This window comes from Variovorax sp. GW822-FHT04A09, from assembly GCF_058801005.1.
In genome coordinates, this window is sequence record NZ_JBXAMV010000005.1 from 403,840 (window position 1) to 426,438 (window position 22,599).

18 protein-coding genes are annotated in these 22,599 nt (G+C 69.7%); 4 read left to right on the forward strand and 14 right to left on the reverse strand.

What is annotated here, in order from left to right; all coding sequences use genetic code 11:
• Positions 1-2 precede the first annotated feature (2 nt).
• From AC1RLW_RS25250 to AC1RLW_RS25275, 6 genes are all read right to left on the reverse strand, one after another.
• A complete protein-coding gene (locus AC1RLW_RS25250) occupies positions 3-1,664 on the reverse strand; it encodes an L-lactate permease (protein ID WP_493195545.1) in 1,662 nt (553 codons plus the stop codon).
• Between the two features lie 115 nt (positions 1,665-1,779).
• On the reverse strand, positions 1,780-2,667 hold the full coding sequence (locus tag AC1RLW_RS25255) for a LysR substrate-binding domain-containing protein (protein ID WP_062482020.1): 888 nt from the start codon (positions 2,665-2,667) through the stop codon (positions 1,780-1,782).
• 18 nt (positions 2,668-2,685) lie between these two features.
• Positions 2,686-3,615 carry an SMP-30/gluconolactonase/LRE family protein gene (locus AC1RLW_RS25260; protein ID WP_307589546.1) on the reverse strand — a complete coding sequence of 310 codons (930 nt, stop codon included), beginning with the start codon at positions 3,613-3,615 and terminating at the stop codon, positions 2,686-2,688.
• Between the two features lie 205 nt (positions 3,616-3,820).
• On the reverse strand, positions 3,821-5,245 hold the full coding sequence (locus tag AC1RLW_RS25265; RefSeq protein ID WP_095743182.1) for an ammonium transporter: 1,425 nt from the start codon (positions 5,243-5,245) through the stop codon (positions 3,821-3,823).
• A gap of 29 nt (positions 5,246-5,274) precedes the next feature.
• Positions 5,275-5,613 carry a P-II family nitrogen regulator gene (gene glnK, locus AC1RLW_RS25270; protein WP_056583732.1) on the reverse strand — a complete coding sequence of 113 codons (339 nt, stop codon included), beginning with the start codon at positions 5,611-5,613 and terminating at the stop codon, positions 5,275-5,277.
• A 70-nt stretch (positions 5,614-5,683) separates the two neighbouring features.
• A complete protein-coding gene (locus tag AC1RLW_RS25275) occupies positions 5,684-6,550 on the reverse strand; it encodes a TorF family putative porin (protein WP_062482029.1) in 867 nt (288 codons plus the stop codon).
• Between the two features lie 217 nt (positions 6,551-6,767).
• Here AC1RLW_RS25275 and AC1RLW_RS25280 point away from each other — a divergent pair, with 217 nt between their 5' ends.
• Complete coding sequence (locus AC1RLW_RS25280) at positions 6,768-8,306, forward strand: YifB family Mg chelatase-like AAA ATPase (protein WP_493195546.1); 1,539 nt, start codon at positions 6,768-6,770, stop codon at positions 8,304-8,306.
• A 12-nt stretch (positions 8,307-8,318) separates the two neighbouring features.
• Here the strand turns inward: AC1RLW_RS25280 and AC1RLW_RS25285 are convergent, their stop codons facing one another.
• From AC1RLW_RS25285 to tssJ, 6 genes are all read right to left on the reverse strand, one after another.
• The gene (locus AC1RLW_RS25285) at positions 8,319-10,286 is read right to left on the reverse strand and encodes a serine/threonine-protein kinase (RefSeq protein ID WP_493195547.1); all 1,968 of its coding nucleotides are present in this window, start codon (positions 10,284-10,286) and stop codon (positions 8,319-8,321) included.
• Between the two features lie 36 nt (positions 10,287-10,322).
• Complete coding sequence (gene tagF / locus AC1RLW_RS25290) at positions 10,323-11,048, reverse strand: type VI secretion system-associated protein TagF (protein WP_062473933.1); 726 nt, start codon at positions 11,046-11,048, stop codon at positions 10,323-10,325.
• Between the two features lies 1 nt (position 11,049).
• Entirely contained in the window at positions 11,050-14,685 is a 3,636-nt protein-coding gene (gene tssM, locus AC1RLW_RS25295; protein WP_159273468.1) for a type VI secretion system membrane subunit TssM, read from the reverse strand.
• Positions 14,685-16,067 (reverse strand): DotU family type VI secretion system protein, encoded by a 1,383-nt coding sequence (locus tag AC1RLW_RS25300; RefSeq protein WP_493195548.1) that lies wholly within the window; start codon positions 16,065-16,067, stop codon positions 14,685-14,687. Before AC1RLW_RS25300 ends, tssM begins: the two co-directional genes overlap by 1 nt.
• A gap of 8 nt (positions 16,068-16,075) precedes the next feature.
• Positions 16,076-17,371: a type VI secretion system baseplate subunit TssK gene (gene tssK / locus AC1RLW_RS25305; RefSeq protein ID WP_235926916.1), complete on the reverse strand. Its 1,296-nt coding sequence runs from the start codon at positions 17,369-17,371 to the stop codon at positions 16,076-16,078.
• 243 nt (positions 17,372-17,614) lie between these two features.
• A complete protein-coding gene (gene tssJ, locus AC1RLW_RS25310) occupies positions 17,615-18,139 on the reverse strand; it encodes a type VI secretion system lipoprotein TssJ (RefSeq protein WP_493195549.1) in 525 nt (174 codons plus the stop codon).
• Positions 18,140-18,310: 171 nt separating this feature from the next.
• Here tssJ and AC1RLW_RS25315 point away from each other — a divergent pair, with 171 nt between their 5' ends.
• The 3 genes from AC1RLW_RS25315 (at position 18,311) to AC1RLW_RS25325 (ending at position 21,426) form a co-directional block, all read left to right on the forward strand.
• Positions 18,311-18,685, forward strand: a complete 375-nt coding sequence (locus tag AC1RLW_RS25315; RefSeq protein WP_223301458.1) for a TssQ family T6SS-associated lipoprotein — start codon at positions 18,311-18,313, stop codon at positions 18,683-18,685.
• A 64-nt stretch (positions 18,686-18,749) separates the two neighbouring features.
• Complete coding sequence (gene tagH, locus AC1RLW_RS25320; protein ID WP_493195550.1) at positions 18,750-20,636, forward strand: type VI secretion system-associated FHA domain protein TagH; 1,887 nt, start codon at positions 18,750-18,752, stop codon at positions 20,634-20,636.
• Positions 20,629-21,426 (forward strand): PP2C family protein-serine/threonine phosphatase, encoded by a 798-nt coding sequence (locus tag AC1RLW_RS25325; protein WP_095949836.1) that lies wholly within the window; start codon positions 20,629-20,631, stop codon positions 21,424-21,426. The genes tagH and AC1RLW_RS25325 overlap by 8 nt, the downstream gene beginning before the upstream one ends.
• A gap of 28 nt (positions 21,427-21,454) precedes the next feature.
• Here the strand turns inward: AC1RLW_RS25325 and AC1RLW_RS25330 are convergent, their stop codons facing one another.
• Positions 21,455-21,838 carry a DUF4150 domain-containing protein gene (locus AC1RLW_RS25330; RefSeq protein ID WP_354345219.1) on the reverse strand — a complete coding sequence of 128 codons (384 nt, stop codon included), beginning with the start codon at positions 21,836-21,838 and terminating at the stop codon, positions 21,455-21,457.
• Between the two features lie 44 nt (positions 21,839-21,882).
• Entirely contained in the window at positions 21,883-22,545 is a 663-nt protein-coding gene (locus AC1RLW_RS25335; RefSeq protein ID WP_493195551.1) for a DUF3540 domain-containing protein, read from the reverse strand.
• Between the last annotated feature and the right edge of the window lie 54 nt (positions 22,546-22,599).

Genomic DNA, 22,599 nt, shown 5'->3' on the forward strand with positions numbered 1-22,599 from the left:
TTTCAGCGGACGACCATCAGGGTGAATGGCCACACATAGGCCTGCAGCGTCACGTACAGGCCGACCAGCGAGGCCAGCGCGATCGAGTGGAAGAACACGTAGCGCAGGATGTCGCCTTCGTGATTGAACCACCGCGTGGCGGTGGAGGCCACCACGATCGACTGGGCGTCGATCATCTTACCCATCACGCCGCCCGAGCTGTTGGCCGCGCCCATGAGGTTGGGCGCCAGGCCCAGCTGCTCGGCCGCGACCTTCTGCATGCCGCCGAACAGCACGTTCGAGGCCGTGTCGGAGCCCGTCATGGCCACGCCGATCCAGCCCATGAGCGTGCCGAAGAAGGGATAGAACACGCCGGTGTTGGCGAAGGCCAGGCCCAGCGTGGTGTCGGTGCCCGAGTAGCGCGTGAGCGTGCCCAGCGCGAGCATCAGCACGATGGTCATGAGCGAGTAGCGCACCATCCAGAGCGTGCGCAAGAAGGTGCGCACGATCTCGACCGGGTTGTACTTCATGAACAGCGCGCTCACGATCGCCGACAGCAGGATGCCGGTGCCCGTGGCCGACAGCAGGTTCAGCACGTACACCGCGCCTTCCTTCGTGGGCGCCATGACCACCGGCGGCATCTTCTCGATCAGGTTGTGCAGCCCGCCCATCAGGAACGAGGGCGCGAAGACGCCGTTGAGCGCGGTCTTCACCGACGGCAGGCCCCAGATGAAGACGAACACCGAGAGGATCACCCAGGGCATCCATGCGCGCACCAGCGCTTCGCGGCTGTGCACGACGATGGCGGCCGGCGGTTTGGCCTCGTGCGCGCTCACGTCCTTGCCGCGCAGCGAGGGCGAGCGCCACACGTTCTTCGGCTGCCACACGCGCAGGAACAGCACCAGGCTGGCCATCGACACGATGGCCGCGATGATGTCGACCAGCTCGGGGCCGATGAAGTTCGACACCAGGTACTGCGGCACCGCGAACGACACCCCCGTGACCAGGATGGCGGGCCACACTTCCATCATCGCCTTGCGTCCGGCGAAGGCCCACACCAGCCAGAACGGCACCAGCAGCGAGAAGAACGGCAGCTGCCGGCCGATCATCGCGGTGACTTCCATCAGGTCGTAGCCGTGCACCTTGGCCAGCGTGATCACCGGCGTGCCGAGCGCGCCGAAGGCGACCGGCGCCGTGTTGGCGATCAGCGAGAGGCCCGAGGCGGCCAGCGGCGAGAAGCCCAGCCCGATCAGGATGCCGGCCGTGACCGCCACCGGCGTGCCGAAGCCCGCCGCGCCCTCGAAGAACGCGCCGAAGCAGAAGGCGATCAGCAGCAGCTGGATGCGCCGGTCTTCGGTGATGCCCGAGAGCGAGTCCTGCAACACCTTGAAGCTGCCGTTCTGTTCGGCCAGCTGCTGCAGGAAGATGATGTTCAGCACGATCCAGCCGATCGGCAGCAGGCCCGTGAAGCCGCCGAAGAGCGCGGCGCGCCCGGCCATCTCGGCCGGCATGCCGTAGGCGAACACGGCGACGGCCAGCGCCGCCAGCAGGCCCAGGCCGGCGGCGATGTGGGCCTTGATGTGGAAGAAGCCGAGGCACGCAAGCATCACCACCACCGGGATCGCGGCGAGCGCGGTGGAAATGATCATGTTGCCGAACGGGTCGTAGATCTGCTGCCAGGTCATGCGTTGTCTCCGGGGAGGCTGTTGTTGTGCCCCGCACTCTAGGGAGAAGCGCGCCGTCCGGATTGAAGGTTTTTTGCCCGGACCTTGATAAAAATTTGTCGGGCCGGCGTGTCGGTCAATGCAGCGTCTGAACGATCCAGTCGACGAAGGCCGCGCACTCCCAGCGCTCCAGCGTGCCCGGCTGCCAGCAGATGTAGTGGCGGTGCGGCGAGGGCACGGGCCGCTCCGACAGCGCCACCAGCCGGCCCGATTCGAACCATGCGGCGCCCAGTTTCTGTCGCACCAGCGCCACGCCGAAGCCGCTGGCGGCCGCGTCGTAGACCAGGCCCAGATCGTTGAACTGCGCGCCCAGGTGCGGCTCGGGCTGGTCGATGCCGCAGCTCGCGAACCAGGTGCCCCACGGCTCGAGCGGGCTGCGGATCAGCCGCGCGCTGGCGATCTCGGCCGCGGTGCGAAAGCCGTCGAAGGGCCCGAACTCGTTCAGGTAGCTCGGGCTGCAGGCGGGCACCACGTCCTCGGCGATGAGCAGGCGGTGCTCGCAGTCGGCGTACGCGCCGATGCCGTAGCGCACCTGCAGGTCGGTCTGCTCGGCCGTGACGTCGAGCAGCGGGATCGACACATGCAGCGCCAGCTCGATGTCGGGGTAGATGTTGCGAAAGAGCTCCAGCCGCGGCATCAAGAACTGGCGGCTGAAGGTGGGCGTGACCGCCACGCTCAGGCGCGGTGCGCGCAGCGCCGCGTCACGGCTGCCGGGCGTGGCCTGCTGCAGCGCGGCCAGGCCGACGCGCACGTTCGCCAGGTAGGCCGCGCCGTCGGCCGTGAGGCTGAAGTCGCTGCGCCCGAAGAGCTTGAAGCCCACGTGCGCCTCGAGCTGGCGGATGCGGTGGCTCACGGCGCTGGCCGTCACGCACAGCTCGTCGGCCGCGCGGCCCGCATGCCGCAGGCGCGCAACGGCCTCGAAGGTCAGCAGGCATTGGATCGGGGGGATGTGGTGCAGGGCCATCCTCGGCAGCGGCCCGACTCAGTCTTCGAAGAAATTCACCGGCAGGCCCGGCGTGTCGACGCGCATCGAGAGCACGGTGCCCGAGGCCGGGCGCTGCACCAGCTCGTCGGCCGGGCGGCCCTTGCGCCCGCTGGTGACGAACAGGGTGCGCAGGTCGTCGCCGCCGAAGCAGGGCATGGTCGGGCACTGCACCGGCACCGCGATGGCGGCCACGCGCTCGCCCGTGGGCGCAAAGCGCAGCAGCTGCGCGCCTTCGAACATCGCGACCCAGTAGTGGCCGGCGGCGTCGACGGTGGCGCCGTCGGGGCGGCCGTCGTAATGCGTGGGCGTGCTGGGTACCCAGCCCGCGGGCTTGGGGTCGAACTGCTGGAACACGCGCGCATGCGAGAGCGTGTTGGCCTCGGCGTCCCAGTCCCAGGCGCGCACCACGTGCGCGGCGGTGTCGGCCCAGTACAGGGTGCGGTTGTCGGGCGAGAACGCCAGGCCGTTGGCGGTGGTGACGTGTTCCAGCATCGACGTGATGGTGGGCGAGACGTCCCCCGGCCGTGCGTCGAAGCAGTAGAGCGCGGCGTTGGCGCGGTCCTTGGCCTCGTTGAGCGAGCCGGCCCAGAAGCGGCCGAGCGCGTCGCACTTGCCGTCGTTGAAGCGCATGGTGCGCACGTCGTGCTCCGCGCGCGCCATCGCGACGAGGCTGCCGCCCCACTCGCGGGCCCGGTAGATGCCGTCGCGCAGCGCGATCACGAGGCCGCCGCTGCGTGCCGGCGCCATGCAGCCGGGTTCGGTGGGCAAGGCCCATCGCTCGACCGTGGCCGTGGGCGAACCGATCTCGCCGCGCGTGCGCAGCACAGCGCGGCCCGGGATGTCGAGCCAGTAGAGCGCGCGTTCGTGCGGATGCCAGAACGGCGATTCACCCAGCTCGCAGAGGCTGTCTTCGATGGAGGTCCACATGGTGGGGCGATTGTGCCCCCGCCCACGCGGGCCGCGGGCAAAAAAAAGCCCGCTGACGCCGAAGCGCTCGCGGGCTGAACATCCAAAGGAGACTCGCCTGAAAAAACCGGGAGTGGTTGTTCTTCTTTGTATCGAAAAGGGTGGTGGTGGTCTTTGAAGCGCGGGGGCCGGCGCCGTGCCGGACCACCCGCTGTCTGTGTGCGAATCAGCGGTTGTAAGCCGTTTCGCCGTGGGACGAGATGTCGAGGCCTTCGCGCTCTTCCTCTTCCGACACACGCAGGCCGAGGGTCAGGTCGGCGATCTTGTAGGCGATGAACGCAACCACGCCGGACCACACGATGGTGAACAGCACGCTCTTGACCTGGATCCAGACCTGCGCGCCCATCGAGAAGGTGTCGGGGGTCAGGCCGCCGGTGCCGCCCAGGCCCTTGGCAGCGAACACGCCGGTCAGGATGGCACCCAGGATGCCGCCCACGCCGTGCACGCCGAACACGTCGAACGCGTCGTCCGCGCCGAGCATGCGCTTGAGACCGCCCACGCCCCACAGGCAAACCAGGCCGGCCAGCAGGCCCATCACGATCGAGCCCATCGGGCCGACGAAACCTGCGGCGGGCGTGACGGCCACGAGGCCGGCGACAGCACCGGATGCGGCGCCCAGCATCGAGGCCTTGCCCTTGTGCAGGCTCTCACCCAGGATCCACGAGAGGGCCGCGGCGGCGGTGGCGAGCACCGTGTTCACAAAAGCCAGGCCGGCGGCGGCGTTGGCCGCACCTGCCGAGCCGGCGTTGAAGCCGAACCAGCCGACCCACAGCAGCGAGGCGCCGACCATGGTGAGCGTGAGCGAGTGCGGCGTGAAGGCTTCCTTGCCGTAGCCCACGCGCTTGCCGACCATGTAGGCACCGACCAGGCCGGCGATACCGGCGTTGATGTGCACCACGGTGCCGCCGGCGAAGTCCAGCGCGCCGTCCTTGCCCAGCAGGCCGCCGCCCCACACGATGTGGGCCATGGGCACGTAGCTGAAGGTGAACCAGATCACCGAGAACAGCAGCACGGCCGAGAACTTGGCGCGTTCCGCGAAGGCGCCGACGATCAGCGCCACGGTGATGGCCGCGAAGGTGCCCTGGAAGGCGAAGAACACGTATTCGGGGATCGTGGTCAGCGCGCCGAAGGTCTCCTGCGTGATGCCCTTCATGAAGATCTTGTCGAAGCTTCCGAAGAAGTTGCCGTCGCCCGTGAAGGCCAGGCTGTAGCCGTAGATGGCCCACAGCAGGCTGATGAGCGAGAAGATCACGAAGACCTGCATCAGCACCGACAGCATGTTCTTGGAGCGGCCCAGGCCGCCGTAGAACAGCGCCAGGCCGGGGATGGTCATCAGGATCACGAGCAGGGTCGAGGTGAGCATCCAGGCGGTGTCGCCGGAGTCGACCTTGGGCGCGGGGGCGGCGGCCGGTGCGGCGGGCGCGGCCTCGGCGGCCGCGGGTGCTGCAGCTGCTGCAGGCGCGGGCGCAGCAGCGGCAGGTGCCGATGCAGCCGGTGCCTCAGGGGTGGCGGCGGGTGCCTGGGCCAGCGCCGAAGTACCGGCGACGAAGACGCTCAAGCCGAGCGCAAGAGAGACAAGAAGTTTTTTCATAGTCGTTGTTCTTTCGGGCCAGGACTCGATCAGAGGGCTTCGCGGCCCGTTTCGCCGGTGCGGATGCGCACGACCTGCTCGAGGTTGTAGACAAAGATCTTGCCGTCGCCGATCTTCCCGGTGCGCGCGGCGCCTTCCACGGCCTCGATCACGCGGTCGACCAGCTCGTCGGAGATGGCCGCCTCGATCTTCACCTTGGGCAGGAAGTCGACCACGTACTCGGCGCCGCGGTACAGCTCGGTGTGGCCCTTCTGGCGACCGAAGCCCTTCACTTCCGTGACGGTGATGCCCTGCACGCCGATGGCCGAGAGCGCTTCGCGCACCTCGTCGAGCTTGAACGGTTTGATGATGGCTGTGACCAGCTTCATGATGAGTTGCTCCTTCTGGATGGATGAAAGGCGGCGCGGCAACGTGGGCCGCGCCTGGTTGTTGTGTCGATTACAGCGTCTTCGTCAGCGTGAGGATGAAGCGTGCCTTGTTGGGCGAGTAGTAGGTGGTGCCGAAGGTGCCGAAGTCGGGGATCTCGATGCCCGGGTAGGCCACGACCTGGTAGTTGGACTTCTTGTTGGCGCCCTGCACCGAGCCGGTGAGCGTCAGGCCGCTGCCGAAGTCGTAGGTGGCGCCGATGTTGTAGTCCACGTAGCTCTTGTAGCCCAGGCTGCGGATGTCGCTGGACATGTTGGTGAAGCCGACGGCGGCCTTGAGCGTGACCTTGGGCACGATCTCCTTGCTGTAGGCCAGGTTCAGGTAACCGGTGTTGCGGCCCTTCAGGCCCGAGCCCGTCTTGGCGCCGGCGTAGCCGAAGTAGTCCTTGGACACCGTGTGCGAGTACTTGGCCGTGAACGAGCCGAAGCTGTCGTTGGCGTAGGTGGCGCCCACGTACAGCTCGGTGGTGTTGCCCACCGAGTTGCCCGGGTAGATGTAGGTGAGCGCGCCCACGTCCATGTCGACCGGGCCGGCCTTGAACTTGTAGCCGCCGTACAGGTCGCTCTCGATGCTGTTGCCCTTGAGCCAGTTGACGCTGGAGTTCCAGTTGCCGATGTAGAAGCCGCTGTCGCCGAAGGCGTAGTCGAAGCCGCCCTGGATGGCGGGCTTGAAACCCTTGGTCTTGGCGTAGTCGTTCTTGCCGATCATGTCCTGGTCCTGGCCGCGGAACTTGTAGTTCGTGGTCAGCGAGACATTGCCCGTGAGCAGGGGCGCGGGCGCCGGTGCGGCGGCGTCGGCGGCCTGGGCCATGGCGGCGCCCGAGGCGGTCAGTGCAGTGGCCAGAACGATCAACGCCTGGGCGGCGGTACGGTGCGTCATCAGGGAACTCCTCGCAAGTGTGTTGTTGGACCTGAGCACCCTCAAAGCAGGGAGCGTGCCAAACTGCACGAATACCGCCCCGGCCAGAGGGCGCAGGTGTCCGGCGATGAGCGCCAAATCGTTACAAGCCCTGTTTCCGGCAGTTGCACACGCTTGCACGCTGCACGGTCCTGGGCTTGCACGTCGCAGGCGCACCAACTTGGGGAGAGGGAGAAAAATGAGTCTGTCTTTGGTGCAAAGCCGCGCCTTGCTCGGCCTGGAGGCCGCCGCCGTCACGGTCGAGGTGCATCTGGCGAACGGCCTGCCGAGCTTCACGCTGGTCGGGCTGGCCGAGACCGAGGTCAAGGAAGCACGCGAACGCGTGCGCTCGGCGATCCAGAACGCCGGGCTCGAATTTCCGACCAACAAGAAGATCGTGGTCAATCTGGCGCCCGCCGACCTGCCGAAGGACTCGGGCCGCTTCGACCTGCCCATTGCCCTGGGCATCCTCGCGGCCAGTGGGCAGATCGAGAACGCGCGGCTGGCCGGCCATGAGTTCGCCGGCGAGCTGTCGCTGTCGGGCGAACTGCGCCCCGTGCGCGGCGCGCTCGCGATGGCCGTGGCCACCTACACCCAGGGCACGGCCGTGCGGCTGGTGCTGCCCCTGGACAGCGCCCAGGAGGCCGCGCTGGTGCCCGGTGCGCAGGTGTACGGGGCCCGGCACCTGCTCGACGTGGTGCGCCAGTTCGCCGCCAGCGGCGGCGGTCCGGTCGATGCGAGCGACGACGGCTGGACCCACGTGCGCGCCGCGCCCGGCGACGGCGCCCCGCGCTATGCCGACCTGGCCGACGTCAAGGGCCACACCGGCGCCAAGCGCGCCCTCGAGATCGCCGCGGCCGGCGGCCACAGCCTGCTCATGGTGGGCGAGCCGGGCTCGGGCAAGTCGATGCTGGCACACCGCTTCGCCGGCCTGCTGCCGCCGATGAACGTGGACGAAGCGCTGGAGAGCGCGGCCATCGCCAGCCTCGACGGCCGGCTGGCGCCCGAGCGCTGGATGAGCCGGCCGACGGCCACGCCGCACCACACGGCGAGCGCGGTGGCGCTGGTGGGCGGCGGCTCGCCGCCCCGGCCGGGCGAGATCTCGCGCGCGCACCACGGCGTTCTGTTTTTGGATGAATTCCCCGAGTTCACGCGCGCCGCGCTCGAAGCCCTGCGCGAGCCGCTGGAGACCGGCACCATCACGATCACCCGCGCCGCCCGTCGCGCAGAGTTTCCGGCGCGCTTCCAGCTCATCGCCGCGATGAACCCCTGCCCCTGCGGCTACCTCGGCTCCACGCTCAAGCCCTGCCGCTGCACGCCCGAGCGCGTCGCGCGCTACCAGGGCAAGCTCAGCGGCCCGCTGCTGGACCGCATCGACCTGCACATCGAGGTGGCGGCCGTGTCGGCGCCGCAGCTGCTCGATGCGCCGGCGGGCGAATCGACCGACAGCATCCGCGCGCGCGTGGTGGGCGCACGCGACCGCGCGCTGCAACGCCAGGGCCACGCGAACCAGGCGTTGCAGGGGCGTGCGATCGACACGCACGCCGTGCTCGACGGCCCCGCGCGCCAGCTGCTGCAGCAGGCGGCCGCGCGGCTGGGCTGGTCGGCGCGCAGCACGCACCGCGCGCTGAAGGTGGCGCGCACCATCGCCGACCTCGCGGGACAGGACGCCGTGCAGGCCGCGCACGTGGCGGAGGCGGTGCAGTACCGCCGCGCATTGCGCACCGGCACGCCCTGACCCGCGGCCCTCTTACTTGAACTCGTGGCTCACCACCGGTGCGGACTTGCTGTCCTGCACCGTCACGCGCTGGCGGTAGGCCGTGAGGTCGCCGTTGCGCACCTCGATCGTGTAGATGCCCGGACGCAGCGGCAGCGACTTGAGCGGCGGGCTCACGCCGCGGTCGGCGCCGTCGACGAAGACCTGGCCCCAGGGCCGGATGTTGAACTGCACGCGGCCCATGCCGGGTGCCGCGGCCGGCGGCGGTGGCGGGGCCGGCGGTGCGCCCGCGATCACGGTCGGCACGGGGTTCGTGCTGCCCGCGGCCGGCGGAGGCGGTGACTGCCGGTTGAGCTGGGCGATGGCGTTGCGCGCCTCGCGCGCATGCAGGCCGCGGCGGTGGCGCCGCAGGTAGGCCTCGTAGCCTTCGCGGGTGTTCTCGGCCTGGGCCAGGTTCCAGTCTTCCACCTCGGCGACCACGGCGGGGTCGGGGGGCGGCGGCGCTTCGGGTTGCGCCGGCTGTGCGGTCGGTGCGGGCTGTGCCTCGGGCTCGGCCGGCGGCGCAGCAGGCGGCGTGGGCGCGGCGGCGATGGGCACGTTGTCGAGCGGGCTCAGCGGGGCACTGGCCGATGCGGCGGGCGCGGACGCCGGCGGGGCCTCGGAGGTCGCGCCGGCCGGCGGCATCGCGGCCGGGGGCGCGCCCGGATCGGACATCGGCGTGCCCGGCGGTGGCGCGGCCGCAATCATCGGATCGGACGGTGCCTTGGCCGTCAGCCGCCAGCCGATCCAGCCGCCGACCGCGAACAGCGCCAGCACCAGCGCGCCGACAAGGAACCACGGCGGGCGCTTCGATGCCTTCTTCGGTCGTGCGACAGGCGATGGCGGCGCAGGCGGCGGTGGTGCCTGCACGCGCGCGGTCGCCGCTTCCACGGGCACGGGCTGCACCTCGGGCGCGGGCGGTGGCGCTTCCTCCACCGGCTCCGGCGCAGGCGGCTCCTGCGGCACGGGCGCCGCGACGGGCACGGCAGCAGCAGCCACCACCGCCGGCGCCGACCGGTCCACCACATAGAGATCGCCCAGCTTCACCAGCCCCAGCTCCGCCGCGAAAGCCGCCACCGTCTGCGTGCGGTCCTTGCTGTGCACGGCCAGCGTGTGGTCGACCGCGGCGCAGAAGGCCGGGCTCAGGTCGTCGCGGTCCATCGACGACAGCGGCACGTAGGCGTCCTGCACGCTGCGCACCACGGCCGAGGGCGGCGGGTGGCCGGTCACCGCGCGGTACAGCACGGCGCCCAGTGCATAGAGGTCGGTCCACGCGCCCTGCAGCAGCGTGTTGTCGTCGGCGTACTGCTCGATCGGCGAATAGCCCGACTTCACCATCACCGCGACCTCGTCGACCAGGTCGGCGATCGACTTGCGCGCGGCGCCGAAGTCCAGCAGCACCGGGCGGTCGTCCTGCTGCTGGATGAAAATGTTGTCGGGCGCGATGTCGCGGTGGAAGCACTGGCTGTGGTGCAGCGTGTCGAGCGCGCCCAAGAGCGGCCCCAGCATGCCCAGCAGCCAGGGTTCGGTCAGCGTGGCCGGTTCGCTCTCGGCCAGCTGGCGCAGCGTGCGGCCCTTGTACAGCTGGATCGCCATGTAGGCGGTGGAGTTGGCCTCCCAGAAGCGATGCACCCGCACCAGCGCCGGGTGGCTGAACTGCGCCAGCGTGCGCGCCTCGTTGATGAAGCTGCGCAGGCCGGCCGCGAAGGTGGCGGTGAGGCGCTCGGAGCGCACGTGCACGCTGTTGTCGCCCACGCGGCGCGCGAGCATCGAAGGCATGTATTCCTTGACCGCCACCTCGCGCTGCAGCGAGTGATCGTAGGCGCGGTAGACGATGCCGAAGCCGCCCTCGCCGATGACTTCGAGCAGCTCGAACTCGTCGAGCCGGTGGCCCGTGCCGAGGGGATGGGGGCGCTCCTCCTGCGGGTCGGGCGTCGCGCTAGGGCTGGCGGGCGTCGTCATGGGGTGTCTCTTCTTCCTGCGGGTGGGTCGGGCGCGTCATGCCCATGGCACGTGGCCTTGCGAAAACAACTGGGAAAACAGCGGCGTGTTGAGCCCGCCGCCGTGCGCCGCGGTGCGCAGCGGCGAGCCGTCGGCCTGGTTGGTCCACCAGTAGCTGGTGCCGCCGAAGGGGTCGAAGCACAGCGGCAGCTCGGGCCAGCCCAGGCGCTGCTGCGCGCTCGCGCCGCGCGCACCGTTGGCAGGGCCGGCGGCCGCGCCGAGGATCGAGAGGATGTCGTCCGAGCCGCCGCTGGCGGTGCGAAAGCCCGTGCGGCCCGCGGCCAGTACCTGGCCGTCGAAGAGGTCGGGCGCCACGCCGTGGCGGATGGCCTGCAGCAGCGCGCTGCCGCACTGCCAGTACCAGGCGGCCGAGCCTTCGAGCAGCGCGGGGTGGTAGCGCGCCGCGTCCACCTGCAGCGCCACGCAGGCCGGGTAGTAGCGGCCCACGCGGTCGCAGCTGGGCGCGATGCAGCCCAGCTGCACCGCGTTCACGCCGTGCGTCGCGGGGATGGCGAAGTTCCAGACCGGGGCCACCGCGTAGTGGCGCGTCATGGCGTCGGGCCAGCGCTTGAAGCTGCCCAGGCCGTTCTGCATCCAGCGGTCCCACCAGGCCTGCAGTTCGCGCGGCATGCGGCGGTAGAGAAAGTCGCCGGCCGACGGCAGCTTGCCGTACCAGCCGATCTGCTCGTCGAGCGGCGACCAGGCGTGCGGGGGAGGCGTCATCCTAGGATTTCCCGGGGCAGGAGAAGCTGTTCATCTGCGACAGCCGCAGCGGGTTGTAGACGCTGTTGGCCGTCACCGCGAGCACCACCTTCTTGCCTTGCAGGTCGAAGGTCGCGTTGAACGACTCGGGCGTGCGCCCCGACGAGATCGAGGCCTTGTCGAACAGCCGGTGCAGCGCCCACGGCCCCTCGGTCACGATGCCGCCGGCCGGCGTGCCGTTGGCCACCGTGACCTGCAACCGCACCTGGTTGCTGTTGCGCGGGCCGGGCCACTTGATGCTGCTGGGCGCCTGCGGGCCGTGGGCGTAGCGCACCGTCTGGCCGTCGATGTCCAGCGTGAACTGCGTGAGCGTGGCGTCCATGTCCTCGGGCCGGATGTCGAGTGTGAACGAGGGCGTGCGCCCGCCCGCCATGCCCGTGAAGAACACGTCGCGGATCGCCTGCGCCTTCTGGAACGCATCGAGGTAGGCCGAGCGCCCCGACGCGCTGCCGTCCACGCCGCGCTTGAAGGTCCACGGGTTGACCGAGGTGTCGACCTGCGAGGCGAGGTTCTTTTGAAAGAAGTCGTCCATCATCCCGCCGGGCGCGAACAGCTGCGCGAAGTCGCCGGCCGCCACGTCGCGGTTCGAACCACGCGCGAACGGGTAGCGCCCCGCGATCGCCTGGCTGCAGAACTGCCCGATGGTCGCGGCCGCGTTCTGGCCGATGTTCTGCCGCGTCACCGCCGCGGCCTTCGACGACGCGGTGGCCGACAGGTCGTTCAGCATGCCCTGGAACGGCACCGGCAGGCGCCCTGCTTCGGCCTGCAGCTTGGTCACGGCGTCGCCGGGCGGCGGGATGTTGCCGCTGCGCAGCGCGGTGTCGGTGGCGGTGAGGAAGGTGTACAGCTCGTTGATGAGTGCGGCCGTCTGGTCCAGCGGCGTCTGGCCGCCAGCCTTGGGCGCGGTCACCATGCGCCGCAGCGGCGCGAAGTGGTTGTCGACCAGCGACTCGGGCCGGTCGGGCGCGGTGTTGCGGCGCTGGCTGCCGTCGGGCTGGCCGATGAGCTGCTCGATGCGCTCGCGCGTGCTGGTCACGCGGTTCTGCGCCTGGTCGAGCAGGCTGCGCGTGGCCTCGTCGTGGTTGCGCAGCAGGTCGGTCTCGCGCGCTGCGCCGCGGATGAGGCGCGACATCGGCGACTCGCCGGTCGACAGCACGCGCGTCATCTGGATGCTCTGCAGCAGCGACTTGCTCTCGGCCAGCCGGATGTCGGCCAGGTACTCGTCCCAGGTGCGGATGTAGTCGCTGAGGTACAGGCGCCGCACTTCGCGCAGCAGCAGCTCGCGCGAGGTGATGTCGGCGATGCCCGGCGCGCGGATCTGCAGCACCCAGCGGTCTTCCTGCTCCAGCGCCAGCGTGGTCTCGGCCATGCGCTTGTCGAAGATGTCCCAGTAGCCCCGGTAGGTGAACAGCGTGGGAATGCCGTCGGTCAGCGGCTTGCCGCTGGCGCGCCGCACCACCAGCGCCGACTCCGCACCGCCCGCCTCGGCGATGGTGAAGGCATTGGGCGCGCTGGTCTGCAAGAGGATGCGGCGCAGCCGCGCGTACGAGCGCTGCGCCAGCGGCACGCCGGCCAGGCGCTCGCGGGTCTGCGCGATGAGCTTGTCGTCCTTGGTGAAGGGCGAGCTCACGACGCGGTCGGCGAACAGCGTCTTCAGGTGCGCTTCGAGGTTCGTGCGCTGCTCGCGCGTGAGCGAGGCGCCGATCTTGCGGTCGACGTCGGTCAGCAGCCAGGCCTGCAGGAAGTCGGCGTCGTAGCGCTCGGGGTCGTACAGCATGAGGTAGGCCTTGAGCGCCTCGTAGCTGTATTCGGCGTCGGCCTTCGCGGCCTCGCGCAGCGACTGCTCGACGCGTTGCGCGGCCTGCGGCAGCAGCACGGTTTCCAATGCGCGCTGGTACACGCCGTCGGTCGCGGCCTGCAGCTTCTCGCCCTGGTAGAGCCCGAAGCGGTAGCCCACGGGCGGATCGCCGATGTCGAACTCGGCCGATTTGGGCAGGTCGCGCAGCCGGTCGAGGATGAGCAGCGAGCTCGCGATGTCGCCGCTCGAATCGACCACCGTCGGCAGCTCGCCGCGCGCGGCGGCCTTGTTGAAGGCCTTGGCGTTGCCGTCGACCTCGGCCACGTAGGCCTTGTTGTGGCGCCAGCTGTTGGCCCACGCGCCCAGCAGCACCACCGCGAGCACGCCGACCAGCGCGTAGCCCGCCAGGTCGATGGCGCGGCGCCGGCGGTACCAGCGCAGGTTGGTGCCGGCCACGCCCGCGTCGCGGAAGATCACCTGCTGCAGCAGCTCTTTGAGGAAGTAGCTCTTGCCCGGGCCCGGCGGCGGCGCGGGCGGCGCGTTCACCTGCAGGTAGCGCTTGATGGCGCCCATCACGCGGTCGAAGGCCGTGCCCTCCTGCGTGCCGCTGGTGAAGTACACGCCGCGCAGCAGCGGCGCCACCTCGAACTTCGACGGGTTGAACACGTCGGCCAGGAAGGTGCCCAGGATGTCCTCGAAGCTCGCGAACTGCTGCGGCAGCAGGTAGGCCTGCGCGCGCCGCATCGGGTCGGGCTCGGTGGCCATCAGCTCGGGCAGGCGCTCGTCCAGGCGCTGGTGCAGCAGCTTGTATTCCTGGTGGAAGCGCTCGCGCAGGTCGGCCTTGGCCGGGTCGGCGGGGTTGCCCTCGATGGGGAAGGTGAAGCCCCACACCTGCTGGCGCTCGGCGCGGCCCAGCGAGCCGAAGTACTCGTTGAAGCCGGCCAGCAGGTCGGTCTTGGTGACCAGCACGTACACCGGGAAGTTGATGCCCAGGTCGTTGCGCAGCTCAAGCAGCCGCTTGCGCAGCGCCATCGCATGGCGCGCGCGCTGCGCGTCGTCGGCCAGCGGCAGGTCGGCGATGCTGATGGTGAGGATCGCGCCGTTGATCGGCTGGCGCGGCCGGAACTTCTTGAGCAGCTCGATGAAGCCCTTCCACTCGCCCTCGTCGGTCTCGCGGTGGCTCTCGTGCGTGGTGTAGCGCCCGGCCGTGTCGATGAGCACCGCCTCGTTGGTGAACCACCAGTCGCAGTTGCGCGTGCCGCCGATGCCGCGCACCGCGGCCTTGCCGAGCTGGTCGGCGAGCGGAAAGTCGAGGTCGGAGTTGACCAGCGCCGTGGTCTTGCCCGAGCCCGGCGCGCCGATGAAGATGTACCAGGGCAGCTGGTAGAGGTACTGCCGGTCGAACAGCGCGAAGCGCCCGGCCGCCTTGCCGCCGGGGCCCGGGCCGAAGCGCATGTTCTTCAGCACCGCGGTGGCGTCGGCGAAGCCGCTGTGCAGCTCCTTGATCTCGGGCGCCTCTTCGGGCTTGGCCTCCTTCGCCTTGGGCGACGGCGTGCGCAGCTGGTGCAGCAGCTGCGCGTTGAGGCGGCGCTCGCGCCACTTGCGGTAGGCCACGCGCACCAGCCACACGCCGAACATCAGCGCGATGACGACGATGCGCACGAACTCGCCTTCGAGCGGCCGGTAGCGGCCCACGGCGATCACCGGGCCGATGACCCAGATCAGGAACGCGAGCGCGACCAGCCCGAAGAAGACCCAGAGGTCGCGGCTGACGAGAAAACGGAAGAGCGCGCGCAGCATCAGCGGGTTCCTCCTTGTGGTTGTTGCTGCCGGGGTTGCGGCGCAGACCCCGGCATCGGCACGCCCGCCACCGGCGCCACCAGCAGCGTCACCTCGACGCGCCGGTTGCGCGCGCGGTTGGCCGCCGAGTCGTTGGGCACCAGCGGGTCGGCATCGCCGCGGCCTTCGGCGCGCAAGCGCTCGGGCCGGCTCAGGCGCGTGGCGATCATGGCTTTCACCGCATCGGCGCGCGCCTGCGAGAGCTGCCAGTTGGACGGGAAGCGCACGCTGCGGATCGGCTGGTCGTCGCTGAAGCCGCTGACCAGCACGTTGCCTTCCACCGCGTTGAGCGCGTCGGCCACGCGCGCGAGCACCGGCGCGTAGCGGTCGAGCACGCGGTCGGAGCCCGAGGCGAACAGGCCGTCGCCGCGCAGCACCACCACGCTGCGGTCGGCCTCGTCGCGCACCGTGAGCAGGCCGTCGCGGATCTCGGGCTCGAGAAAGCGCTGCAGGCGCGGCTGCGCCGCGGGCACCGCCACCGCGCGCTGCGTCTGCGGCAGGCGCACCGCGTTCACGGCCGAGAAGGCGCCGTCGGAATGGCCCGCGAGGTTGAAGGTGAGCACCGCGAACACCAGCACCAGCAGCACCGCCGCCACCGCGCCCACGGCCCACACCGGCAGCCAGTGGCGCGTGCGGCGCACGGGCGCGCTCGCGTCCTGCCAGTGCGGCGACAGCGGCGCCGCGATTTCGCCGCGCGCCTGCCGGATGATCTGCAGCAGCCGCTGCTTGAGCGTCTCGAGTTGCGAGCGGCCGTTGTCGATGACGCGAAAGCGCCCCTCGAAGCCCATGGCCAGGCAGAAGTAGATGAGCTCGATGAGGTGCAGGTGCTGCTGCGGGTTCTGCACCAGCCGCGACAGCAGCTGGAAGAATTTTTCGCCGCCCCAGGTCTCGTTGTGGAACATCACGAGCAGGCTCTGCGACGACCAGATGCTGCCGCCCCACGGCGTGAGCGCCGCGGCCTCGTCGACCGCGGTGCACAGGCAGTAGCGCGCGCCGATGATCACTTCGGGCGCGATACCGGCCTGCTGCGCGCGCGTCTCGAAGCGCCGCACTTCGTCGACCAGGTGCTCGCGCAGTTGCGCGGGCGACGGGTGGTGGCCGGTGGCGCGGATCTGCGGGATCAGGTCGAGCAGCGGGTTGGCCGCCGCCACCAGCGGGTTGTTGCCCGCCAGCGCCGTGTCGCCCGCATGCGGGCGCCGCGCGTCGTGCCACGCGGTGAAGGCATCGGGCTGGGGTTGCTGCTGGGGTTGCGGCCCCGGGCCGCCGTGCGTGGTCGCGCCGCCGCCCGGATTGGGCGGCACGAAACCACCCGGGCCGACGGCCATGTCATTGGCACCGTTCATAGGGTCCCTCACGGACGGATGGCCCAGAACTCCATGGCGAGCCCCGGAAAGTCGCCGGCCAGGTGCATGGCGACGCCGCCCGATTTCTCGAGCTGGCGCCACATGTCGCCGCCCTTGTCGAGTTCGAAGTAGTGGTAGCCCGCGTGGTACGGGATCTGGCGCGGCGCCACCGGCAGCGAGCGCACGACCACGCCGGGCAGCTGCAGCTGCACGAGGTCGCGGATGCGCTCGACCGAGCCGATCTTGACCTGCGTCGGAAAGCGCTGCTGCACGGCATCGGCCGGCAGGTCGGCATGCACCGCGAGCACGAAGGCCGCGTTGCGCACCAGCACCGGGTCGGGCATGCGGCCCACGCGCACGCCGTGGCTGCGCTCTTCGAGTTCGATGGCGATGGCGCTCTGCTCGAGCACCGCCGACAGCGAACGCCGCAGCTCTTCCATCAGCGGGCGGATGCTCTCGTTGAGGTTGTCGTGGTCGTACACCGGCCACACCACCGGACGGCGCGTGGGCGAAGTGTGCGTGGCCAGGTCGCAGGCCAGCTTGAGCCAGTCGACGAACAGCGTCTCGGGGTGCACCTGCACCGCCTGCTGCGCATGCCAGGTGAGTGCGAGGTAGCGATTGACCAGCTCCAGCAGCAGGAAGTCGGAGACCTCGCTCACGCCGCCGCGCCCCGGCTGCGACAGCCGCGAGGCCAGCGCCTCGGAGCGCTGCGTGAGCAGACCGTGCAGCTCGGCCGTCATGCTGCGCAGCATCGGGTGCGCCGAGGCATCGAGCACCGGCGGGATGTAGTTGGCATCGACCACCAGCTTGTGGTCGGTGCGCCGCTCGATCACGCGCACCGCGCCGATGGCCTGCCACTCGGCGGTGAGCGACGACGCGCGCGCCAGCCGCAGGCGCGGCTTCGCCAGCTGCAGCACCGCGGGGCCGAGCGCCACCGCGTTGCCGTCGGCCACTTCGCGCTCGACCACGCCGAAGCGCGCGGCCGAGCCTTCGTCTTCCGAGAAGATCACTTCTTCGCTGCCGGGCCTGCGCAGTGGCAGTGCGAGCACGATGAGTTCGTCGGTGAGGTCGGTGGGCACATCGAAGGGCATCGGTGCGTCTTCGAGGCCGAACGAGAACGGCGTGCCGTCGGGCAGCACGCCCGCGCCGCCGAGCAGCGACACGCGCCCGAGCGCGAAGGCATCGCGGTCGATGTCCAGGTGCAGCCATCCCCAGTAGGCACCCTGCATGCCCGCGGTGCGGCGAGTGACGTACTGCTCGACATAGCGCTCCATCTGCTGGAAGTGCTGGGGCCGCAGGTACATGCCTTCGGACCACACCACGCGATTCGCCAATGCCTGAGATTGGGCGCCCTGACCGGCTGCGCCCGCGTTGCGAACTGTCACCAAAGAACCTCCTGGAGTGCTCACACGGAGGCGGGAAATGCGCTGTACAGCGGCTCCCCGCTCGATCTTCTTTCGCGTCTGATGCTACACGGCGCCTCTTGCGTTTTGCATGCCTTTTCAGGGGCGAATGCGCCGCACTTTCGTATTAGCGCGCGCTGAAACTTAACGACTTGGTAGCAGTTCGAGGCCGCTCTTGCGCACCGCGATGCGCACGCTCTGCTCGCCCGGAGAAAACTGCCACACCTTGTAAAGATTCGTTTGTTTCGGCTCCTTCAACGGCAACACGATGCGCCACCGCGCCGCTTCCAGCTTGCGATAGCCGGCGATCACGCCGATGGCGCGCGAGTCGAGTCCGGCCTCGCGCTTGAACACGCGTTCCTCGCCGCTGCGCAAGATGGCCTGGTCCGCGTTCACGAGCTCGGTCATGAGCGTCTCGCGGTCGCGGTCCTGCAGCGCGAAGTAGTCTGCCGTTTCAAAGTTGCCGGAAGATTTCAGTTCGAAGACCTTCACGAGAATCGGTGCGGCCTGGCCGCGACCATCGGGATTCACGCCGTCGTCGATGCGCACGGTGATGGCATACGGCGTGGGCATCGACTTCGCTGTCGATGCGCAACCAGCGAGGCCTGCGAGGCCTGCGAGCAACGGCGATGTGGCCAATGCGCCTTGAATCAAGGTCCGTCGATGCATGAGATCTCCCTGAAAGCTTCGCGATCTATATTATCGAAACCATGCACGCGCACGGTGTGCATTGCGTGCTGTTGCATCGTGATGCAACAGCACGCCCTCTCTCACGCATTGCCGCTCGCGAAGTAGGAGAAAAGATTGAAGTCTTGCCTGCCTGTTCTGTCTTTTGCCTTCATGCTTGCGCTGTTGAGCGGCTGCCAGAGCACCCCGGATGCCTCACAGCAACCCGAACGCCTGAGCCAGCAAGTGGCACGCACCACGCTCGAACGCGCGCAGCAGGCCTACGATGCGGGCGACTACGCCAAGGCCATCTCCACCTTGAAGAGCGGCGGCGTGTCGGTGTTCGACGGGGCCGAGCCCGCGACGCGGCTGGCCGCACTCAAGCTCGAGGCCTTCAGCTACTGCGTGAACAACCAGATCGCGGAATGCCGCACGCAATTCCGCAAGCTCCTCGATGTGTTCCCGAGCTTCGACCTGAATGTCGCGGAACGCACCCACCCCGTGTGGGGCCCCGCGTTCGAGGCCGCGAAGAAGATGAAGCGCGGATGACACGCGGCCGGCCACGGCCGCGCCCGGGCACGCTCGCGCCCACCGCGACGAACATGGAGATGCCATGCGCTGGACAGTGATTGAACACGGCGGCATGCCCGTGGCCTCGGGGCCTTCGGCGCTGCTCGCCGCCCCGGGCGGCACCATCGGCCGCAGCCCCGACAACCACCTCGTGCTGCCCGACGAACACCGGCAGATCTCGCGCCTGCAGGCCACCGTGCGCTTCGACGACGACGGCGCCGCCGTGGTGCGCAACATGAGTGCGGTGCTGCCGATCAGCGTGAACGGACGCACGCTGCGCCACGAAGAAGAATCGCGCGTCGCGCTCGGCGACCGCGTGACCATCGGCAGCTACGTGCTCGAAGCCGCGAGTGCAAGCCAGGCACCACCGCCGGCGATCGCCGAGGCGCCCATCACCGAGCCGCTCACCGAGCCACCGGCCGCACCGATCACCGAGCCGTCGCTGTCGCAGTTGGTGTCTGCTCCGCCTGTGGCATCGAGCCTCGCATCGGCCCCGTCGATCAGCGCGCTGCTGCCCACCGCGTCGCCGGCCTCCGATGTCTTCGCGGACCTGTTCGGCGAAGGCGCGCTGCCCCTGGGCGATGCGCCACCCGAGACGACGGTCGCGATGCCGACGTTCGCGCCGGCGCCGGTGAATGCACCGGCCCCCGCGCCCTTGCCTGCACCGCCGCCACCGCCGTTGTCGTCCGCTACTGCCACGCAGGTCTCCGCGCAGATGCCGTCGGCCGCCGACTGGGACGCCATCCTCGCGAACGCACCGCGCCGTGCCGACGATGCCGCGGCGACGCCCATGCCCGACCCGCTGGCGCACGAGCCCTTCGCCCTGCCCTCGCAGGCGCAGCGCAACCCCGTCGATCCGCTCGCCGGGCTGGACCCGCAGGCGACGCAGGGCCTCTCGGACCTCGCGCTCAAGCGCAGCATGGACCCGCTCTCCTTCTTCGCCGAAGACCGCGATGCGCCCTCGCCGCTGTCCGACCCGCGACCTACGGCGCTGACGCAGGACAACCCGCTCGACGACGTGCACCCGGCCATGGACCTGATCGCACGGCCGCCGGCAGTGTCATCAGGGCACAGCCTCGCGAACCATGCGCGGGAGATGACGTCGCAGTTCAATCCGCCGCAGCCGGTGGCGATCACGCCCTCGGTCGCCATGCCGGAGCCAGTGGAAGAGGCTGCGCCTGTTGAAGAGGAGCCCGTTGTTGTCGCAGCGCCGGAGATTCCGGTCGCGGTGGCGCAGCCCGCCGTGCTTGAGGAAGAAGCACCGCCAGCCTTGCCCCTCGCTGCAGTCCCTGCACCAGCGGCGACCTCACCACGCGCGCCCTCCTCCGGCGACGACCTGTTCAAGGCGTTTCTCGAAGGCGCCGGCGTGCCCGAGATCGCGGGCCAGCAGCCGCTCGATGCCGAGGCGATGCGCCACCTCGGCCGGCTGATGCGCGCCTTCACCGACGGCACCATCGAACTGCTGTCGTCGCGCGCGATGCTCAAGCGCGAGGTGCGCGCCGAGATCACCATGATCGTGGACGAAGAGAACAACCCCTTCAAGATCTTGCCCAACGGCCGCGCCGTGCTGATGCAGATGTTCGGCGCGCGCATGCCCGGCTTTCTCACGCCCGAGGCCGCCGTGCACGATGCGCTGGGCGACCTGCAGTCGCACCAGCTCGGCATGGTCGCCGGCATGCGCGCCGCGCTGCTCACGCTCTTGCATCGCTTCGACCCGGGCGGCCTCGACAAGGCCACGCCGCACGACGGTGGGCTCGGCGAGAAGCTGTTGCCGGGCGGTCGCGAGGCGCGGCTGTGGCGCCAGCTGAAGCAGCTGCACGCCCACACCACCGCCGCCGTCGAGGACGACTTCCAGGCCGTCTTCGGCCGCGCCTTCCAGCAGGCCTACGACCGCGAGATGGAACGCTTGAAGGAGGCGCGCCGTGCTTGAAGCCACCCACGCCTTCGCGGTGCCCATCTCGACCTCGCAGTTCTCGTGCGTGGGCGAACGCAGCGGCAACCAGGACGCCATCGGTTATCACCTGGACGAACGCAACGCCTGCTTCGTCGTGAGCGACGGCGTCGGTGGCCACGCGGGCGGCGAGCTGGCCTCGCGCATCGTGGTCGACACCGCGCTCAACACTTTTGTCGACCACCCCTCCGTCGCGGCCGACGACATCCGCCACGCGGTGAAGGAAGCCAACGACGCCGTGCTCGCCAAGCAGCGCGAGCTGGCCGACCAGAGCCGCATGAGCGCGACCATCGTCTCGCTGTTCGTCGACCGCGCCACCGGCGAGGCCTGCTGGGCCCACGTCGGCGACAGCCGCCTCTACTGGTTCCGCCGCGGCGCGCTGATGCAGCGCACCGAAGACCACAGCCTGTCCGAACGCTCGGGCGAAGCCGCCGCGGGCCAGGGCGCCAACGGCGGCGAGCGCCTGGTGAAGAGCAACCTGCTGTACCGCGCGCTCGGTGCGCGTGCGACGGCGGAGACCTCGGTGTCGACACCGCAGCGGCTGGCCGATGGCGATGCCTTCCTGCTGTGCACCGACGGGCTCTGGCAGCTCATCTCGCAGCAGGTGATGGAACGATCGCTGCAACTGGCCGACAGCGCGGAAGAGTGGCTCGCGCTGCTGCGCCGCGCGGCCGAGGCCAAGGCCGACAAGTCGCGCGACAACTACTCGGCGCTGGCGGTGTGGGTGGGGTCGCCGCAGCAGGTGACGCTGGCGGGGACGGCGGCCTGACCCCTCGTCAGGCCGCGACCGAAGCGCTTCAGAACTTGAAGTTGAAGAACTTGAAGTGCAGGCCGGGGATGCACTCGAAGCCGATGATGTTCATGCGGTTCTGAATCGCCAGGCTGGTCAGCCGCGTGGCCGGCCCGCCGCGCAGCAGCAGGGTGAATGAGCCTGTGATGTGCCGCTGCACCTGCATGAACACCTGCGAGATGATGCCGCCCAGCACCCCCGGCTGGTCGAGCAGCGTGATGGGCGTCTTGGCGAAGAGGTTGTGCATCGGACCGCCGTACAGCAGGATGTGCCAGCACGCCGGAATGGTCATCGGCCGCAGGCCGAGGTTGAAGAACGGGAACGGGAACGGCATCTTGCAGACGTCCGGGAACGCCAGTGCACCGCCCATCCATTGGTGTGTCGCCAACATCGTGTTTTCTCCTTGGGTTTGTTGTGGGGTGGGATGCGTCTGTTTCAGCCCATGTGGATCTGCCCGGCGTCGACCTTCATCAGTTCCTTGCCGGTGATCACCACGTGCTTGCCGTGGACGATGGCGGTCTCCTGCGCGCGCAGGTCGAGGTGGCCGACGCGCACCTGCTCGACGCCGTCGACGAAGCGCAGTGCGTTGCGCGCGATCTGCATCACGCGCTCGGCCACCGACTCGAACACCTGGCCGACCAGGCGCAGCCGGCCGACCGTGGCATCGAGCGCCTGCCCGGTGTAGCGCATCTCGCGCACGTCGCACTGCGCCTGTTGCGCGTCGAGCGCCCATTGCGCGCCCTGCATCTGCAGCGTCGCCGCGCTGTGAAGGCGCAGGTCCGCGGCGCTTTCGATCGAGATCGCCCCCGCGGGCGCCGCCAGGCGCAGATCGCCGGGCGCCTCGATGCGGCTCACCGACGCGTCAGCCTGCTCGATGACGGCCAGGAGGTAGACGCGCCGGGAGTCCGGCCCCGACAGCAGCACGGTGTCGCCCGGCTGCGGCTGCAGCAGGCAGCTGGCGGCGCGGCGGCAGTGCCAGGTGGCGCCGTCTTCGGTGTGCACCTCGAACAGCCCGTCGGCATCGACGGACACCAGCTGGCCCAGGTGCTGGACCGGCCCGGACACTTCGACCGGTATGCGCAGTGGAACGACTGTCATGGTGAATCTCCTTGTCTGATCTGCGGGAAGACCTGCGATGCGGCGCATTGCTGC

Bases quoted from the DNA above. Each gene is read 5' to 3' on its own strand.
- glnK (WP_056583732.1), bottom strand. From the start codon at position 5,613: ATGAAGCTGGTCACAGCCATCATCAAACCGTTCAAGCTCGACGAGGTG.
- tagF (WP_062473933.1), bottom strand. From the start codon at position 11,048: ATGACGCCTCCCCCGCACGCCTGGTCGCCGCTCGACGAGCAGATCGGC.
- AC1RLW_RS25335 (WP_493195551.1), bottom strand. From the start codon at position 22,545: ATGACAGTCGTTCCACTGCGCATACCGGTCGAAGTGTCCGGGCCGGTC.
- AC1RLW_RS25275 (WP_062482029.1), bottom strand. From the start codon at position 6,550: ATGACGCACCGTACCGCCGCCCAGGCGTTGATCGTTCTGGCCACTGCA.
- AC1RLW_RS25315 (WP_223301458.1), top strand. From the start codon at position 18,311: ATGCTTGCGCTGTTGAGCGGCTGCCAGAGCACCCCGGATGCCTCACAG.
- AC1RLW_RS25280 (WP_493195546.1), top strand. From the start codon at position 6,768: ATGAGTCTGTCTTTGGTGCAAAGCCGCGCCTTGCTCGGCCTGGAGGCC.
- AC1RLW_RS25265 (WP_095743182.1), bottom strand. From the start codon at position 5,245: ATGAAAAAACTTCTTGTCTCTCTTGCGCTCGGCTTGAGCGTCTTCGTC.
- AC1RLW_RS25285 (WP_493195547.1), bottom strand. From the start codon at position 10,286: ATGACGACGCCCGCCAGCCCTAGCGCGACGCCCGACCCGCAGGAGGAG.
- tagH (WP_493195550.1), top strand. From the start codon at position 18,750: ATGCGCTGGACAGTGATTGAACACGGCGGCATGCCCGTGGCCTCGGGG.
- AC1RLW_RS25300 (WP_493195548.1), bottom strand. From the start codon at position 16,067: ATGAACGGTGCCAATGACATGGCCGTCGGCCCGGGTGGTTTCGTGCCG.
- AC1RLW_RS25330 (WP_354345219.1), bottom strand. From the start codon at position 21,838: ATGTTGGCGACACACCAATGGATGGGCGGTGCACTGGCGTTCCCGGAC.
- AC1RLW_RS25260 (WP_307589546.1), bottom strand. From the start codon at position 3,615: ATGTGGACCTCCATCGAAGACAGCCTCTGCGAGCTGGGTGAATCGCCG.
- tssJ (WP_493195549.1), bottom strand. From the start codon at position 18,139: ATGCATCGACGGACCTTGATTCAAGGCGCATTGGCCACATCGCCGTTG.
- AC1RLW_RS25255 (WP_062482020.1), bottom strand. From the start codon at position 2,667: ATGGCCCTGCACCACATCCCCCCGATCCAATGCCTGCTGACCTTCGAG.
- tssM (WP_159273468.1), bottom strand. From the start codon at position 14,685: ATGCTGCGCGCGCTCTTCCGTTTTCTCGTCAGCCGCGACCTCTGGGTC.
- AC1RLW_RS25250 (WP_493195545.1), bottom strand. From the start codon at position 1,664: ATGACCTGGCAGCAGATCTACGACCCGTTCGGCAACATGATCATTTCC.
- tssK (WP_235926916.1), bottom strand. From the start codon at position 17,371: ATGTACCTGCGGCCCCAGCACTTCCAGCAGATGGAGCGCTATGTCGAG.